This window comes from Plantibacter sp. T3 (assembly GCF_902506515.1).
GTDB lineage: Bacteria > Actinomycetota > Actinomycetes > Actinomycetales > Microbacteriaceae > Plantibacter > Plantibacter auratus.
The window spans coordinates 1,552,905-1,569,019 of sequence record NZ_LR733286.1; the positions used below are offsets into that span (position 1 = coordinate 1,552,905).

A 16,115-nucleotide genomic window follows, 5' to 3' on the forward strand; every position below is an offset into this window, starting at 1 on the left:
CTGCTGTCAGTGGATCTCGCGGAGGAGGGCGAGCCGACTGCGCGTCCTGACCGCGTCGCGGGCGAACCCCTCCGGTCCGAGGGCGGGATCGGTCATGAAGGTCTCCTGGTCGGTGGCGGCCACGACGTGGAGTTCGACGCCGAGATCGCACAGGGCGTCGACGAGGTGGACGAATCGGGCGCGCGCCTCCCGGGTGAGGGCGTGGGACTCGGGCAGGGCGTCGAGGACCCACCGGCCGTCGTCCGCCGCCCAGGCGAGGTAGTCGCCGACCGAGGTCGGACGCTCGATGAGTTCGGCGCTGGCGAACCAGAGGACGCCGTCGCGCGCGGCGGCTGCCTGGAACGTGTGGCCACTGATCGTCAGCGTCGTCGCCTCGCCTGGCCCCGGACGGTGGAGGCCGAGTGCCGCGAGGTGGGCGTCCGCGGACTCGCCGGCGATGGACCAGCTGCCGCGGGCGAAGCCGTCGCCGTGCCTGACCGGGGAGCTGCGACGGTGGTCGGTCGAGCCGGCGAGTTCGAGCACCTGCATGTTCGCTTCGATCAGGGCGATGCCGGGTTCGAAGATGTGGTGGTGAGCCGGGTCCGGCAGCAGATCCTGCGGCGCGGAGTTCGAGCTCGTCAACAGGGTCACCTGTCGGGCGAAGAGCGCGTCGAGCAGCCGGATCATGAGCGCGCCGTCGCCGGGATCGTGCACCTGGAACTCGTCGAAGAGCACGACGTCCACCTCGTCCAGCAGTTCGTCGACCGCTTGCTCGACCGCGTTCGTCACCGCTCCGGCCGCCGCGCGGGACCCGGCGCCCGGCTCACCCGTCGCCCGAGCGGCGTCGGCGGCCTCCGTGCGGACCCGGTGGATCGCGGCGTGCAGCCCGCGGAAGAAGGAGTGGAAGTGGACGCGACGCCTCCGATGCGTCGGGAGCGCCTCGAAGAACGCGTCGAGAAGCCAGGTCTTACCCCGCCCGGCCGCACCCCACAGGTACAGGTGCCCGGGTCGGTCCTCGCCGATCCGGAGTGACGCCAGACGCCTCGCCGCTTCCAGCTGCTCCGGCTCGAGCGTGAACCCGGCGTCGGCGGCGGCGGACTCGACCGCCGAGAGCAGGGTGTCGTCGGGAGGGATCGGAGCGGGATCGGTCGTCTCGGTCCCCGTCGTGTCCACCGCTCGATCGTACCCGTCGGCATGTCGACCGCGGCCGTTCACCATCGGTTCACGATGCCCAGGATCGTGGGGGAGAATGGAGGCATGACAGACGCCACCGGGCAGCCAGCACCGGAAGCTCAGCACCCATCCGAACCGACCGGTCCGACGCCCTCGACCGAGCCCGACACCGAGGTCGCAACCGTGTACTCCTCCGGTTCGGTCTCGGTGCGCCGGTCGCCGCGCTACTGGCGGTTCCTCGTCATCGGCGTCTTCGTCGGCATCATCGCCGCGCTCATCCTCACCTTCGCGTTCCCGGGGAGCGCCGACTACTCGCTCACCCAGGTGTTCGGCTTCCTCCTGCTCGTGTGCGTCGTCGTCTTCGGTGCGATCGCCCTCGTCGTCGGTCTCCTCATCGACCGTTCCATGGCGCGACGGACGCGGATCGTCGCAGCGGATAGAGTTGACGTGCATCCAGCCGGGACCCCCGCGGCCGACGCGGAACCGAACGGTTCCGTCAGTGCCGAGCCAGGTGAGTCCGGCCCCCCGAATCCACCCATCGCAGAAGGTTCAGGACGGTCATGACCTCATCCACCAGCTACCGGGAGGCCGGTGTCGACACGGCAGCCGGTGACCGCGCCGTCGAGCTCATGAAGGCCGCCGTCGCGAAGACGCACGGTCCGGAGGTCTTCGGCGGCTTCGGCGGGTTCGCCGGCCTGTTCGACGTCTCGGCGCTCACCGCCTTCCGTCGGCCCCTGCTCGCGACGTCGACCGACGGCGTCGGCACGAAGGTCGCGATCGCCCAGGCCATCGACAAGCACGACACCATCGGCCAGGACCTCGTCGGCATGGTCGTCGACGACATCGTCGTGGTCGGGGCGAAGCCGCTCTTCATGACCGACTACATCGCCTGCGGCAAGGTCCACCCGGAGCGCATCGCCTCGATCGTCTCGGGCATCGCCCAGGCCTGCTCCGACACCGGGACGGCGCTCATCGGCGGCGAGACCGCGGAGCACCCCGGACTCCTCGGGGTCGACGACTACGACGTCGCCGGCGCCTGCACCGGTGCGGTCGAGGCGGACGCCATCCTCGGTGAGCACCGCGTCGAGGACGGCGACGTCGTCCTCGCACTCGCGTCCTCGGGCCTGCACTCGAACGGCTTCTCCCTCGTGCGGCACATCCTCGCCCAGGCGGGCGTCGGCTACGCCGACCACAGCGACGACCTCGGCACGACGTTCGGCGAGGCCCTCCTCGAGCCGACGCGGCTCTACACCCTGCCCCTCCTGCGGCTGCTCGACGCCCCGGCCTTCGCGGGTGGCGTCCACTCGCTCAGCCACGTCACCGGAGGCGGGATCGCCGCCAACCTCGCGCGCGTCCTGCCCAAGGGGTCCTGGGCCGAGGTCGACCGCTCCACCTGGAGCCCGTCGCCGGTGTTCCGGACGCTGAGCGAGCTGGCCGGATCCTCGCTCGAGTCGAGCGAGGGCACCTGGAACCTGGGCGTCGGATTCTTTGCCGTCGTCTCGCCGGCGGTCGCCGCCGGTGTCACGGCCGCGCTCGAGGCCGACGGGATCGCGACCTGGCAGGTCGGCACCGTGCACCTCGGCGACGCCGCCGCAGACCTCAGCGCGTTCGAACAGGGTGCCAAGGGGGTCGACGGCGGTGCCGTCCGCCTCGTGGGCGCCTACCGCGACTAGTCGCACCGCTCCGGCACACCTTCCTCCGTTCCGTCACTCGCCCAGCACGAACCCCAAGGAGTCCCCACGCATGTGCGGCATCGTCGGCATCGTCTCAACCGAGCCTGCCAACCAGCAGGTCTACGACAGCCTCCTGCTCCTCCAGCACCGCGGTCAGGACTCCACCGGCATCGCCACCGCCGACGGCAGCACCTTCCACATGGTCAAAGCCAAGGGCCAGGTGCGTGAAGCCTTCCGCACCCGCGACATGCGCTCGCTCCTCGGCAACATGGGCCTCGGCCACGTGCGCTACGCGACGAAGGGCGACGCCGCCAACGAGAGCGAGGCGCAGCCGTTCTACGTGAACGCGCCCTACGGCATCACGCTCATCCACAACGGCAACCTCACGAACACCCGCGAGCTCAGCAAGGACCTGTTCCACGTCGACCGCCGCCACGTGAACTCCACGAGCGACACCGAGCTGCTGCTCAACGTCCTCGCGACGGAGCTGCAGGGGCAGATCAGCGGTCTCGACCTCGATCCCGACCAGGTGTTCAACGCCGTCGAGAACGTGCACGAGCGGGTCGAGGGGTCCTACGCGACGATCGCCCTCATCGCCGGTCACGGCCTGCTCGCCTTCCGCGACCCGTTCGGCATCCGCCCGCTCATCCTCGGCAAGCGCCAGACGGGCCTGGTCGGCAACGACTGGGTGGTCGCCTCGGAGTCGCTCGTCCTCGAAGCCGGCGGCTACGAGATCGTCCGCGAGATCGCCCCGGGCGAGGCCGTCTTCATCACCGCTTCGGGTGAGCTGTACTCGCGGCAGTGCGCGAAGAACCCGCGGCTCGTTCCGTGCTCCTTCGAGTACGTGTACCTCGCTCGCCCCGACTCCGTCATGAACGGCATCTCGGTCTACGAGGCCCGACTGCGTCTCGGCAACCGGCTCGCCGACACCATCGCCGAGTACACGCCGATGGGCGACATCGACGTCGTCATGCCGATCCCGGACTCGTCCCGCCCAGCGGCCATGCAGGTCGCCCAGAAGCTCGGCATCGAGTACCGCGAGGGCTTCTACAAGAACCGGTACGTGGGGCGCACCTTCATCATGCCGGGCCAGGCGCAGCGCAAGAAGAGCGTCCGTCAGAAACTCAACGCGATGGGCTCGGAGTTCAAGGGCAAGAACATCCTCATCGTCGACGACTCGATCGTCCGCGGCACGACGTCGAAGGAGATCGTCGACATGGCGCGTCTCGCCGGTGCCAACAAGGTGACCTTCACCTCCGCCGCACCGCCGGTCCGCTACCCCCACGTGTACGGCATCAACATGCCGTCCCGCCAGGAGCTCGTCGCACACGGCAAGAAGATCCCCGACATCGCCCGCGAGCTGGGCGCCGACAACCTCATCTACCAGGAGGTCGCCGACATGAAGGCCGCCATCCTCGAGGGCTCCGGCATCAGCGACCTCGAGATGAGCTGCTTCACCGGCGAGTACATCACCGGGACCGTCTCCGACGAGTACCTCGAGTGGGTGGAGCGCTCGCAGCTCTCCTGAGTCCCGCCTGAACGACGAAGCGCGCGAGCCCCGAGGGGATCGCGCGCTTCGTCGTTCAGGAACCGGCTGCTACTCCGGCGTACCGGGCTGCTCGAGTGGCGCCGGCGTGGCCGCGGGGGCCGCCTTCGGCTTCGTGGTGCGCGGCTTCGCCGGTGCCTTCGCGGTGGCCGGCTTCGCTGCGGCGCCCGTCGTCTTCGTCGTCGGTGCCTTCGTGGCTGCGGCCTTCGGCGTCGTGGTCTTGGCTGCTGCGGCCTTGGGTGTCGTCGAACCGGTGGTGGCGCGCGTCGAACTCGTCTTGCGGACGGTGGTGCCCGCGGCCGTCGCCGACGTGGTCGTCTTGGCGACGGGCTTCCGGGCCGTCGTCGAACGCGTCGTCGTCGACCGGCTGGTCGAGGTGCGGGGCGCGCTCACGGCCGCGGCCGGTGCAGTGGCCGACACGGTTTCGTCGCGTCCGGTCGTGTCGGCGGGGCCGGTCTCGTCGCTCGCGAGGCGCGCCTCGGTCTCGTCGGCGGCGGCTGCGACGGTCTCGGCGTCGCCGGTGGAGGTCGACTCGAGGACGATCGACTCGGCCGGTTCAGCGGACGTGTCCGGCGCGGCTGCGGCCTCGGGTGCGCGGTCGGTGCCGGAGAAGACCGCGGCGAACTGCTCGGTCGGGGTGGGCTCGGCGGCGCGCACCCAGTCTGAGGTGGGCTCCGCTGCCGGCGCCTCAGGGTTCGGAGACTCGGTCGCTGGTGCCTGGTAGGCGCCGTACTGCTGCGTCGCCTGGGAGCCCTGCTGGGTCTGCTGCGTGCCGTAGCCGCCCGTCTGGCCACCCGCGTACTGCGAGGTGTCGTAGGCGGTCGTCTGCCCGTACTGTGCGGGGTCGTACACCGGCGCCTGGCCGGTCTGGCCCGCCTGGTACGGGTGCTGCTCGTAACCGCTCTGACCGGCGTACGGTGCCTGCGTGGCGTTCGGCTGCGAAGCGGCCTCACGAGCGGCAGCGCGCTGCTGCTGCTGGTTCACGAGGCGCGCGACCTCGGCGTCGATGGCGTCCTCGGTGATGTGCTTGGACGGACCGTAGGCGTCGAGTCCGACGAAGACCAGGGCGATGCCCATGACGAAGATCGGCCAGATCGGCCAGAAGTATCCCCAGGCGCCGGTGAGGAGCCAGATGACGATCAGGAGGACGGAGACCGCACCCCAGACGGCGAGAAACTGCTTGAAATCGTGCTGCGCCTTCAGGCGCTTCTTGGCGGCAACGCGGAGTTCGTCGGTGTTCATCCGTCCAGGCTAGTCTCCGCCCAGCGAGAACTCCATTTGCCAACAGTCGTCTGAGAGGTCACCCAGCCGCGAGGTGCTGGAGCGAGGGCGAACCGCCGATGCAGGGGCGCGCCGGAACGGTGCGAAGGGCGCGCCTACGCGCCCTTCGCCTCACCGTCGGCGTACTTCTCGGCGTATTCAGCCCACTTGGCGATCTCGTCGTCGTAGCTCTCGTCGACGCCCGTGCCCGGGTGGTCGACGGAGTGCCCCGTGAGCTCGCGCTCGAGCGCGTTGTAGTTCACGTCCGGGCTGAACGACTTGAGCTCACGAGCGATCTTCGTGTGCTTTGCCTTTTGACGGCCACGACCCATGCGAGACCCCCTCATGATTTTCTGACCGGCCGCGCTTGCGGGGCGTCCGGGGCTTTCGCCTACCAGGGAACGATAAAGACTAGCGTTGAGCTTACCATGCCGCCCGTGGACGGGGCGCTCGTACGGAGACGGTCTGCCGGGCACCGATGCCGACACCGCGACGGAACGGGGCTGGGCCAGGACGTCGAGTGGTGGGACGATGGACCCATGACCGGAACCCTGCACATCACCGGAGATGCGGACGCCGACCGCCTGTTGTCGACCGACCCGCTCGCCCTGCTCGTCGGCATGCTGCTCGATCAGCAGGTGCCGATGGAGACCGCGTTCGCCGGCCCGCTGAAGATCAGTGACCGACTCGGTTCCTTCGACGCGGCCACCATCGCGCGGGAAGAACCCGAGGCGTTCGCCTCCCTCTTCAAGACGAGTCCCGCCGTGCACCGATTCCCGGGTTCCATGGCCGGCCGGGTGCAGGGGCTCTGCGCCGCGATCGTCGACGACTGGGACGGCGACGCTGAGGCGATCTGGACGCGCGACGCGCCCGATGGCCCGGAGATCCTGAAGCGCCTGCTCGCCCTCCCGGGGTTCGGTGAGCAGAAGGCGAAGATCTTCCTCGCGCTCCTCGGCAAGCAGTACGGGCTCGACGCGGCCGACTGGCGGACGGCCTCGGCGCCCTACGGCGAGGACGGCAGCCTCCGGTCCGTCGCCGACATCGTCGACCCGGAGTCGCTCGCGCAGGTGCGGGCGGCGAAGCAGGCGGCCAAGGCCGCCGCGAAGCGTACGAAGGGGGAGTGACGACATGAGCGAAGCGCAGCGGGGTACCGCGATCGTGGTCGGTGTCACGCCGGGGCAGCCCGACACCGTGCTCGTCGAGGCGGCGTCGTTCGCGCAAGCCTTCGCCTGCCGGCTCGTCCTCGCCCACGTCGACGCGAGCCGGTTCGTCGTGGTCGAGAACGTCGACGGCACCGTCACGTCGTTGCCGTTCGACGCCGATCTGCACGACTTCGAACCGGAGCCCGCCGATCCCGGCCTGGAGGCGACGGCGCATCGTCTCCTCGACGACACCGGCGTGGTGTGGGAGCTGACCCAGCTCGCCGGGGACCCGGCGCGTGCCCTCGGCCGACTCGCCGATTCGGTGTGCGCGCGGGCGATCATCGTCGGAACCCGGGAGCGTGGCCTCCGGAAGGGCATCCTCGAGTTCTTCAACGGTTCCGTCGCCGCGACGCTGGCCCATCGGCAGGCGCGTCCGGTGATCGTGGTCCCACTCGCGCCCAGCGCCACCGACGAACCACTCTGGGACGCCCCCGCCGGCGACCTGCGGTGACGGCCGCTCCGACGGGCACACGGGCCCCGCACCTCCAACCCGCCACGATCGCGATGGTCGCGTTCGGTGGCGCGATCGGGACGGGTGCCCGCGAGGCGATCTCCCTCGCCATCCCGCCCATCGGTGGTCTCCCCGTGGCCATCCTCGGCATCAACGTCGTCGGCGCCTTCCTGCTCGGTCTCCTCCTCGAGTCGCTCCTCCGACGCGGGCCCGACGCCGGCCGTCGACGCGATCTCCGCCTCTTCCTCGGCACCGGCGTCCTCGGCGGTTTCACGACGTACAGCGCGCTCGCGGCCGACAGCAGTGTCCTCCTCATCGAGGGGAGCGCCCTCGTGGGGGTGCTGTACGCGGTGGGGAGCGTCGTGCTGGGCGCCCTGGCGAGCTGGGGCGGCATCGTCCTCGCCCGACGGATCGGCGGTGGCCGCTCGTGACGCCCTGGCTCTTCCTCGCGATCGCGGCGGCCGGCGGTGTCGGTGCCGCGGCCCGCTTCGTCGTCGACGGCATCGTCCGTTCCCGTGTGGGCGGCGCCTACCCGTGGGGCACGACCGTGATCAACGTCAGCGGGTCGCTGCTGCTCGGCCTCGTCACCGCGCTGGCCCTCGGCGGGGTCGTCGACGAGCCGTGGCGGCTCGTCCTCGGAGGCGGGCTGCTCGGTGGGTACACGACGTTCAGCACGGCGAGTGTCGAGACCGTCCGGCTGCTCCACGACGGACGTTCCCGGGCCGGACTGACGAACGCGTTGGGCATGCTCGTCGCGTCGGTCGTCGCGGCCCTGGTCGGCTACGGGCTCGGTTCGCTCCTCGCCTAGCCGCTCGTTCGCCGAACTATGGGCGAACGGACGCGGCGGTTATGCCTCGAAGCGGCGGTTGTGCCGGAGGTTCAGCACGATCGGGATCCCGAGGGCGACGATGAGCAGCAGGATGCTCCAGAATCCGATCTCCGACCACAGCAGGAAGACCCCGAAGACCCCGAGTCCGCCCGACAGGCCGCGCAGGATGATCGTGAACTGCGGGAGTCGCTGCGGGCGGCCCTGCCACATCGGCAGCGGCGAGTCGGGGTTCGCGGCGATGAGGCGGGCCATCGAGAGCGTCCCGAAGACGGCCGCGAGGAACAGCAGCGAGAGACCCCAGGTGAACATGTCCCCAGTCTGTCAGTCTGCGACAACTCCCTCACGCCGTCGCGGGAGCGCGTGGCCGATCAGGAGCGGGGCTGCCCCGTGTTGCGGTCGATGTGCGGCTTCCGCTCGATCGGCTTCTTGACGCGGACGATCTCGCCACGTCGTTCCTGGCCGGGCAGCGGCCGTGACCGACGTCCGTAGATGAGCTCGGAGGAGTCGAGCAGCCAGGGGACGAGGGCGACGGTCACGCCGTGGACGAGCATGATCTGGTTGCGGATCCGCGACGCCCGTCGGTTGTGGAGGAGGCTCTCCCACCAGTGCCCGACGATGTACTGCGGCATGTAGACGGTGACGACCTCGGCGCCGTGCTCGGCACGGTGCGCCTTGATGTACTTCGCGAGCGGCATCGCGAACTCGCGGTACGGCGACTCGAGGATGACGAGCGGCACGTGGATGTTCTGTTCGATCCACTGCTGCTCGAGCAGCTTCGTGGCCTCCGGATCGATCGACATATGGACCGCTTCGAGGCTGTCGTGCTTGGCGGCGATCGCGTAGTCCAGCGCCTTGAGGATCGGCTTCTGCATCTTGCCGACGAGGACGATCGCGTGGTCGCCGGTCGCGCCGAAGGTCGTGGTCGGGTCGACCTCGACCTCCTTCTCGACGTCGCGGTAGTAGCGGTTCACGCCGAGCATGAGGACGAAGAGGATCGGCATGAGCACGAAGACGAGCCAGGCGCCATGGGTGAACTTCGTGATCGTCACGACGATGAGGACGCTCGCCGTGAGCAGGGCGCCGAACGCGTTGATCGCGAGGCCCCGGTAGACGGAGCCGCGGTTGTCGCAGCCCTCCCGCAGCATCCGCAGCCAGTGCTTCACCATGCCCGTCTGGCCGAGGGTGAACGACACGAACACCCCGATGATGTACAGCTGGATGAGCTGGGTGAGGTTCGCCTGGTACACCACGAGGATCGCGCATGCGGCGAGACCCAGGATGATCATGCCGTTCGAGAACACGAGGCGGTCGCCACGGGTGTTGAGCGACTTCGGCGCGTAGGAGTCGCGCGCGAGGACGGCGCCGAGCAGCGGGAAGCCGTTGAACGCCGTGTTGGCCGCGAGGAGCAGGACGCACGCGGTCGCCGCCTGGATGAGGAAGAACGGGATGCTGTTCGCACCGAACACCGCGGTCGCGACCTGTGCCATGAGGCTCGGCTGCGGGGTCGTCGCGCAGTCCGCGAACCCTTCCAGGTGACAGGCGTTCTCGGCGTAGTGCACGCGGGAGATGAGGGCGAGCGCGGTGAGGCCGACGAACAGCACGATCGCGGTGCCGCCCATGAGGACCAGCGTCTTCTGGGCGTTCTTGATCTGCGGGCGACGGAACGCCGGGACGCCGTTCGAGACGGCTTCGACACCGGTGAGCGCTGAACAACCGGAGGAGAAGGCGCGCAGGAGGAGCAGGATGAACGCCGCCTGGGTGAGGCTCTCGCCCTGCACGGTGAACGCGGCGCTCGAGGCGACCGGGGCGTCGCCCATGAACGTGCGGGCGAGTCCCGCGACGATCATGACGAGCACGCTCGCGATGAAGAAGTAGGTGGGGATCGCGAAGGCCTTGCTCGACTCCCGGACGCCGCGGAGGTTCACGGCCATGAGGACGAGCACGAACCCGACGGCCAGCTCGACGCGCCAGGGGTTCAGCCCGGGGATCGCGGAGATGATGTTGTCGACGCCCGAGGCCACCGACACGGCGACCGTGAGGACGTAGTCGACGAGCAGCGCGGAGGCGACCACGAGGCCGGCCTTCTCGCCGAGGTTCCGGTGGGCGACCTCGTAGTCGCCACCACCCGACGGGTACGCCTTGATGAGCTGTCGGTAGCTCGCGACGACCACCACGAGCAGGATCACGACGCACGCCGCGACCCACGGCGCGAAGCTCAGGAAGGCGAGCCCGCCGAGCGTCAGGATCATGAGGAGTTCCTGCGGCGCGTACGCCACACTCGACAACGCGTCACTCGCGAAGATCGGCAGTGCGAGGCGTTTGGGGAGGAGCTGGCCCTCCAGGTTGTCGGTCGGCAGCGGGTCCCCGATCAACCAGCGTTTTGCCGATCGTGGTTCTGTCCCGGGCTCTCGACCCTCAGTTGTCACGAGCGGCGATATTACTCCTTCGGGAACCGGAGTCAAGCGGGGATGAGCTGGATGGACAGGCATCGTCACCCGACCGTGACGCAGTGTTCATCGAGCGGGGGAGTGGCGGACCCGGATGGTCGACCAATATCCTGATCGACGGCTGTTGCCTGGCTGTGAGCCTGAACAGTCGCTCGTGATCGACACCCACCTCAAGGACCCTCATCGTGACCGCTCGCCGTCGTCTTCTCCCGCTCGCCCTCGCCGCTCTCGCTGCGGCCCTGACGCTCTCCGGTTGCAGTGTCGTGGAGGGCATCCTCCCGAAGCCCGCCGAGACCCGGGATGCGCAGTCCGGCGAGATCGTCGGTGGAGGCACCACGGACGTCTTCACCCTCTCGGTCGGCGACTGCCTGAACGACGAGTCGTCGTCCGACGAGGTCACGGAGGTGCCGACCGTGCCCTGTTCCGAGCCGCACCAGTACGAGGTGTACGGCGAGGTCACGCTGACCGGCGACGAGTGGCCCGGCGAGGAGGCCGTCACGCAGCAGGCCGACGACGGTTGCTACGCGCAGTTCCAGGCGTTCGTCGGGATCGTCTACGAGGACTCCAGCCTCGAGTTCAACTACTACACGCCGACCGAGGCCAGCTGGAACGGGGTGGACGACCGGCTCGTCACCTGCGTGATCTACGACTCGGCGGCGACCACGGGCTCGCTGGCCGGCGCCGCACGGTAGGCCGACCGCACGCGCCGTATCGACGGAACCGCCCGATTCCCGTGAGGGGCCGGGCGGTTCCGTGTCTCGGCCTGCGTGTCGGGGTGCTCAGCCCTGGAGGCGCTCCCGCAGGCGGTCGCGGACGGCGACGAGGTCGGCACGCAGGGCCGACACGGTGTCGTCGTCGAGCACGCCCCCACGGGCGACGTGCTCGCGGAGTTCGGCTCGGACCGCCTGCCGGAACTCGTTGATCGACACGTCGGTCTCGTGGAGCGCCAGGCGACCCTGCACCTTCTGGTCGGCGCTCTCCTCGGCGGTCGACGTCCAGCTCGGACCGGGCTTCGCGGACTGCTTCGCCTCGCGCGCGGCGGAGGCGAGATCGGCCCGGAGGCTCTTCATGGCCGCCGTGACCCCGCTGCGGACCTCGTCGGCGATGCGACGGACGGAATCGGTGAGCTGGTCCTCGATGCCGTCGAGCTCGCCCGCCCGTGCTGCGAGCTCCGCCCGGCCCGCCTCGGTGATCTCGTAGACGGTCTTCCTGCCGTCACTCGTCTTCGTGACGAGTCCCTCCTCCTCGAGCTTCGCGAGGCGCGGGTAGATGGTGCCGGCGCTCGGGCTGTAGGTGCCACCGCTCCGGTCGGTGAGCGCCTGGATGAGTTCGTAGCCGTGCTTCGGCGACTCGTCGAGCAGGCTCAGGAGGTACAGCCGCAGGCTGCCGTGGGCGAAGACGGGGCTCATGCGCCTGCCTCGCTCCCTGCGGTGGTGGCCGCGCCCGCCGGCTCGGCAGCCGGCCGGCGGAGGACGGTCACCGCGCCGCCGACGGTGTTCATGCGCACCTCGGCGAACTGTCCGGACAGGGCACCGGTGTGTGAGTTGTACCCACCACCGCGCAGTCCCTTGAGGACGACGCCGTCGATCGCCAGGCGGCCGCCGACCGAGTTCGCCGTGTAGCGCGCGGCGAGCTCCTCGTCGAGGCGGACCGTGATCGCGCCGCTCACGGTGTTCAGGTCGAGCTGCTCGCACGCACCGTGGATGTCGAGGAGCAGGTCGGAGGAGACGCCGTCGATCGAGGCGCGCGTGATGTCGCCGGAGACGGTGACGTCGCCCGAGACCGTGTGCGCCTGGATGCGACCCGTGTGGTTCTGGACCGTGAGCTCGCCGCTCACGGAGTTGAGGTCGAGTCGCCCGGTCATCCGGTCGGCCACGAGGTCGCCGGACACCGTGTTGAGCTTGGCGTCTGCGGTGAGGCCTGCGACCAGTCCACTGGCGCTGACGACACCGAACGTCAGGGCGATGTCGCGGGGGACGAGGACACTGACCTGGGCCGTGGCGCGATTGGCGCCGAAGTTCGAGAACACTTCGAGGAAGTTGTCCCAGCGCAGCTGCGGGTGGTCGATCTCGGCGACGTCGCCGTCGATGGTGATCTTGAGGTCCTTGCCGGTGACGGCCCCCACCTCGATGCGGGCGCCGCGCTCGTCGTGTCCGATGATGTCGACCTGGCCGCCGATGAGGCCGACCTTGAGTCGTCTCACGAGTTCGAGGTCGATGATGCGGCTCTCGCCGGGAGCGATGATCCACTTCTCCTGTGCCATGGTGCGGTTCCTTCCGAGTGATCGCGATATATCGCGTTGAACTAGAATTCACGATATATCGCGTCTCGGTGCATGGCAACCCCTGGAACCTCCGGGATCACCCTGAGTCGACCCTGGGATCGGCGGCCGCTCAGTACCAGGGAGCGATGGCCAGGTCGTCCGGTACGGACCCCTCGTCGCTCGGCGGTCCGTCGCCGTCGAGGCAACTCGACCCGGCCGGGACCTCCGAGCGCGCCGACCACGGGTCGTCGGCCTCCGCATGGAAGGGTACGTACCCGACGAGCTTCGAGGACGGAGGCCTCACCTCGGCCTCGAGCGCAGCGGTGAAGTCGTCGAACTCCTTCGTGGCGTACACCGTCGCGCCCTCCAGCCCGGACGACCGATCCAGCTCGCAGGAGACGGCCACCGGTCGCCAACCTGCCTCGCGCAGCTGGGCCAACATGGCGGTGGCGGCAGGCCAGGCGGGCCCGCTCACTCCTGGTTCCGCGGTGACGTCCGTCGGCCAGAGGTCGTCGACCGTGATCGCCCCGCGTTGCACACTGACGTTGGCCGAGGTGTCCGGAACCCGTGGCCCGGTGACGCTGCCGTCCGCGAAAAGCGGATCATCGGCCAACGCGGTGAGCCGGGCAACGTCGGTCTCGTCCGCCACGACGGGGGTCGACGACAGGCCGCATCCCGTGCAACAGAGCGCCGCGACGAGGATGGTCAACGACACGGTCGCGAGGCGACGATGGATCTGCTGCATGACGGCCCCTTCCGCGGCGCCCGGGTGGACGCGTCACCCTCACCGTAACCGACGCCCCGTCGTGCGCCAGGTCCGACGCCCACCGGGCTATGGGGAGTGCTGCCCATCGTCTTGGGGAGCCGGCTGGGACAGGGTGGAGCCATCGGATCAGGCGCATCACCGGGATCGGCCGGGCAGCGCGAACAGCACCGGAGAGCGGGGAACCATGAGCGGCACGATGCAGGTGGACGATGCGGGCCTGGCGGCGGTCGTCCAAGCGGTCGCCGGGGCGGCGTCGAGCGCGACGGGGATCTTCTCCACGTGCCTCGACACGTCGTTCCTCGACGAGCAGGTGGCCACGAGCGCCGCCGCCTTCGAACTGACGTGGCGGACCGAGATGACGGAGGCGGGCAAGACGCTCGACGACTTCGCGCGGTGGATGCAGAACGTCGCGGACACGATGGCCGGTACGGATGCGGCGCTCGCCGAGGACGCCTCATGACCGCGCCGTCGCCGCCGGCCCGGACACGCACGGCTGCTCAGCCCGACCGCCGTGATGCGGCCGAGCGGGCCGAGACCGGCGCGCGGGTCGCGTCGCTGGCCGCGGAACTCCGAGGTGCCGGCGTCCCCGCCGGCGTCACCGAGCAGGTCGCGAGTGTGGTCCGCACGGCCGGTCTCGACGCCGTCATCGGCCTCGGCGCCGGCATGCTGACGGACGAGCAGGCGGGGGTGGTGTTGCTCGACGCCCTCCTCGACGCGCGTCGCCGAGGAGCCGACAGTGCGGAGACGGCCGCCGAACTGCGCGCGGTCGCCAAGCTGCAGACCGTCGTCCTGCAGCTCCTCTCCGGCCTCGCCGCGACCAGGAGCACCACCGGAAACAAGGACCGACCATGAACCTCTCCGAACTCCGCACCAAGAGCTCAGCCGAGATCGACGTGCTCGCCACCTTCATCGGCTCGCTGAGCGGCGACCCGTTGAGCTTCATCACGTCGATCGGTTCGTTCGTCGATCGCGCGGTCGGGCTCATCCCCAGATCCTCGACGTTCGCGGACACCCCGCCGCCGGGTGACCCGGCCACCATCGACGGGCTCGCGGAGCAGTACGAGAACGCGGTGATCGCCGCCGAGGCGATCCAGACCACGCTCTCCACCGTCACCGCGTCGAGCCTGCCCGACGCCCTCGTCGGCGTGACCGGCGCGAGCGCGACGCAGGTCCTGGCGTCCGTCGACACCCTCGTCGGCACCGAGATCGAGGGGCTCCGATCCGGGGCCAGCGGCCTCCGAGACTACGCGGACGCCATCACCTCGGCGCGCACCGCACACCAGCCGGGTGCCGACAGCATCCGCGACGGCCACCGGACCATCGGGAACATCTCCGTGAACCCGTGGGCGATGACGAACCCGATCACCGGAGCCGGAGAGGTCGCCGGTGTGCTCTCGGACCTCATCCGCGGGGCCGGCCAGATCCTCGACGGCGTGTCCGTCTGCCACGACGCCTACGACGACGCATGGGCGGCCGGTGAGGCGCTGCAGCGGGCACTGTCGGACTCCGAGGGCTACGCCGTGCTCGCGGGCGTCGAGGTGCCCGTGGGTCAGACGCGGCTGGACGTCCTCGTCTCGCGGACGCAGTTCCCGAACGGCGACCCCGACAGTTCGGTCCTCTCCGAGACCGAGTGGGCGAACTACGTCCAGAACTGGAACGCGATGAGCGACGACGAACGCGAACGCATCCTCGCGGCGATGGAGGAGTCCGGCGATCCTGCCGTCAGTGCCCTCCTCATGAGTGCGATCGCCACCGGCGCCGGCAGTTCCTCCGTGCTCGCCCTCGCCGACGCGATCAAGAACGCTCAGCCCGGCGAACGCCAGCGCATGATCGACGAGCTCACGAACCTCGGCGTCGGCGACAACGGTGACGCCACGGTGAACGGCGAGACCTTCGACCAGTACAACGACAAGACCTGCGGGTCGACGATGCTCATCACCCTCGCCGCCCAGTCAGATCCGTTCCTCGCCTACTGGCTGCGGACTGGTGAGCTCCTCGACGGCCATGTGCCCGACTACCTCCGGGGACTGGACCTCGCCGACGCAGCCGGTCTGGACACGGAGGATCGGATGACCTTCCTGCAGCAGACCGTGCAGGACCGCGCGAACGACCTGTTCCCCGGCCCGATCGACTACCCGAACGTCGCGGGCACGGCACCGGGCGGCGCGGTCAACGAGTCCGACCGCACCGGCACCGATTACCACATCGACTGGACCAACGCCCTAGGTGGTGACTCGGGCCGAGGAGCGGCACTCACCGAAGCCGCGGCGGCAGCGAACGACGGGACGCCCGTCCCGCTGCTCGTCGGCCCTGGCGACAACACCATCCCGCAGCACTACGTGCTGATCGTCGGCTTCCACGATGGGAAGTACGAGATCTACGACCCGTCGACGGGCGAGACGAACTCGGTGGGCGAGGACATCATGCTGAACGGCTCCGACCGACCGGTCTCCGCTTTCGGCGACTGGTACCAGGTGTACGCGGTGGTGAACCCGGGCTGACCGTCGACACGCTCGGAGACCGGGC

Annotated in this window: 19 protein-coding genes; 11 read left to right on the top strand and 8 right to left on the bottom strand. The window is 69.6% G+C overall.

Going from position 1 to position 16,115, the window contains the following annotated elements:
- Positions 1–6 precede the first annotated feature (6 nt).
- Positions 7–1,152 carry an AFG1/ZapE family ATPase gene (gene zapE, locus GV015_RS07535; RefSeq protein WP_159877706.1) on the bottom strand — a complete coding sequence of 382 codons (1,146 nt, stop codon included), beginning with the start codon at positions 1,150–1,152 and terminating at the stop codon, positions 7–9.
- Positions 1,153–1,236: 84 nt separating this feature from the next.
- Between zapE and GV015_RS19035 the strand changes: the two genes are divergently transcribed.
- The 3 genes from GV015_RS19035 to purF all read left to right on the top strand — a co-directional run bounded on the left by GV015_RS19035 (position 1,237) and on the right by purF (position 4,353).
- Complete coding sequence (locus GV015_RS19035; protein ID WP_201299373.1) at positions 1,237–1,716, top strand: DUF2273 domain-containing protein; 480 nt, start codon at positions 1,237–1,239, stop codon at positions 1,714–1,716.
- Complete coding sequence (gene purM / locus GV015_RS07545) at positions 1,713–2,825, top strand: phosphoribosylformylglycinamidine cyclo-ligase (protein WP_159877708.1); 1,113 nt, start codon at positions 1,713–1,715, stop codon at positions 2,823–2,825. The genes GV015_RS19035 and purM overlap by 4 nt, the downstream gene beginning before the upstream one ends.
- Positions 2,826–2,895: 70 nt before the next feature.
- The gene (gene purF, locus GV015_RS07550; RefSeq protein WP_159877710.1) at positions 2,896–4,353 is read left to right on the top strand and encodes an amidophosphoribosyltransferase; all 1,458 of its coding nucleotides are present in this window, start codon (positions 2,896–2,898) and stop codon (positions 4,351–4,353) included.
- 69 nt (positions 4,354–4,422) lie between these two features.
- On the opposite strand, the gene GV015_RS07555 is transcribed toward purF, so the two are convergent.
- Both GV015_RS07555 and GV015_RS07560 read right to left on the bottom strand, forming a co-directional pair.
- Positions 4,423–5,613: a 2TM domain-containing protein gene (locus GV015_RS07555; RefSeq protein WP_159877712.1), complete on the bottom strand. Its 1,191-nt coding sequence runs from the start codon at positions 5,611–5,613 to the stop codon at positions 4,423–4,425.
- Between the two features lie 134 nt (positions 5,614–5,747).
- Positions 5,748–5,963, bottom strand: coding sequence for a DUF3073 domain-containing protein (locus tag GV015_RS07560; protein WP_064294210.1), 216 nt, complete (start codon positions 5,961–5,963; stop codon positions 5,748–5,750).
- A gap of 207 nt (positions 5,964–6,170) precedes the next feature.
- On the opposite strand from GV015_RS07560, the gene GV015_RS07565 reads away from it, so the two are divergent.
- From GV015_RS07565 to crcB, 4 genes are read left to right on the top strand one after another with little or no spacing between them, the layout of a single operon-like run.
- Positions 6,171–6,755, top strand: coding sequence for an HhH-GPD-type base excision DNA repair protein (locus GV015_RS07565; protein WP_159877714.1), 585 nt, complete (start codon positions 6,171–6,173; stop codon positions 6,753–6,755).
- A gap of 4 nt (positions 6,756–6,759) precedes the next feature.
- Entirely contained in the window at positions 6,760–7,284 is a 525-nt protein-coding gene (locus tag GV015_RS07570) for a universal stress protein (RefSeq protein ID WP_159877716.1), read from the top strand.
- Entirely contained in the window at positions 7,281–7,715 is a 435-nt protein-coding gene (locus GV015_RS07575; RefSeq protein ID WP_371416543.1) for a CrcB family protein, read from the top strand. The genes GV015_RS07570 and GV015_RS07575 overlap by 4 nt, the downstream gene beginning before the upstream one ends.
- Positions 7,712–8,092 (top strand): fluoride efflux transporter CrcB, encoded by a 381-nt coding sequence (gene crcB / locus GV015_RS07580; RefSeq protein WP_159877718.1) that lies wholly within the window; start codon positions 7,712–7,714, stop codon positions 8,090–8,092. Before GV015_RS07575 ends, crcB begins: the two co-directional genes overlap by 4 nt.
- Positions 8,093–8,131: 39 nt before the next feature.
- On the opposite strand, the gene GV015_RS07585 is transcribed toward crcB, so the two are convergent.
- Complete coding sequence (locus GV015_RS07585) at positions 8,132–8,422, bottom strand: hypothetical protein (RefSeq protein ID WP_124768674.1); 291 nt, start codon at positions 8,420–8,422, stop codon at positions 8,132–8,134.
- A 59-nt stretch (positions 8,423–8,481) separates the two neighbouring features.
- Entirely contained in the window at positions 8,482–10,485 is a 2,004-nt protein-coding gene (locus GV015_RS07590) for an amino acid permease (protein WP_371416544.1), read from the bottom strand.
- A gap of 260 nt (positions 10,486–10,745) precedes the next feature.
- Between GV015_RS07590 and GV015_RS07595 the strand changes: the two genes are divergently transcribed.
- Positions 10,746–11,252: a septum formation family protein gene (locus tag GV015_RS07595; RefSeq protein WP_229940073.1), complete on the top strand. Its 507-nt coding sequence runs from the start codon at positions 10,746–10,748 to the stop codon at positions 11,250–11,252.
- Between the two features lie 87 nt (positions 11,253–11,339).
- Here GV015_RS07595 and GV015_RS07600 read toward each other — a convergent pair whose 3' ends face one another.
- From GV015_RS07600 to GV015_RS07610, 3 genes are all read right to left on the bottom strand, one after another.
- Positions 11,340–11,969 (bottom strand): PadR family transcriptional regulator, encoded by a 630-nt coding sequence (locus GV015_RS07600; RefSeq protein WP_124768676.1) that lies wholly within the window; start codon positions 11,967–11,969, stop codon positions 11,340–11,342.
- Complete coding sequence (locus GV015_RS07605; protein WP_159877722.1) at positions 11,966–12,823, bottom strand: DUF4097 family beta strand repeat-containing protein; 858 nt, start codon at positions 12,821–12,823, stop codon at positions 11,966–11,968. The genes GV015_RS07600 and GV015_RS07605 overlap by 4 nt, the downstream gene beginning before the upstream one ends.
- A 130-nt stretch (positions 12,824–12,953) precedes the next feature.
- The gene (locus GV015_RS07610) at positions 12,954–13,568 is read right to left on the bottom strand and encodes a hypothetical protein (RefSeq protein ID WP_159877724.1); all 615 of its coding nucleotides are present in this window, start codon (positions 13,566–13,568) and stop codon (positions 12,954–12,956) included.
- 205 nt (positions 13,569–13,773) lie between these two features.
- Here GV015_RS07610 and GV015_RS07615 point away from each other — a divergent pair, with 205 nt between their 5' ends.
- The 3 genes from GV015_RS07615 to GV015_RS07625 are packed head-to-tail and all read left to right on the top strand — an operon-like array spanning position 13,774 to position 16,090.
- Entirely contained in the window at positions 13,774–14,049 is a 276-nt protein-coding gene (locus GV015_RS07615) for a hypothetical protein (RefSeq protein WP_124768679.1), read from the top strand.
- Positions 14,046–14,441 carry a hypothetical protein gene (locus GV015_RS07620; RefSeq protein WP_159877726.1) on the top strand — a complete coding sequence of 132 codons (396 nt, stop codon included), beginning with the start codon at positions 14,046–14,048 and terminating at the stop codon, positions 14,439–14,441. The genes GV015_RS07615 and GV015_RS07620 overlap by 4 nt, the downstream gene beginning before the upstream one ends.
- Complete coding sequence (locus GV015_RS07625) at positions 14,438–16,090, top strand: hypothetical protein (RefSeq protein ID WP_159877728.1); 1,653 nt, start codon at positions 14,438–14,440, stop codon at positions 16,088–16,090. Before GV015_RS07620 ends, GV015_RS07625 begins: the two co-directional genes overlap by 4 nt.
- Positions 16,091–16,115: the final 25 nt, after the last annotated feature.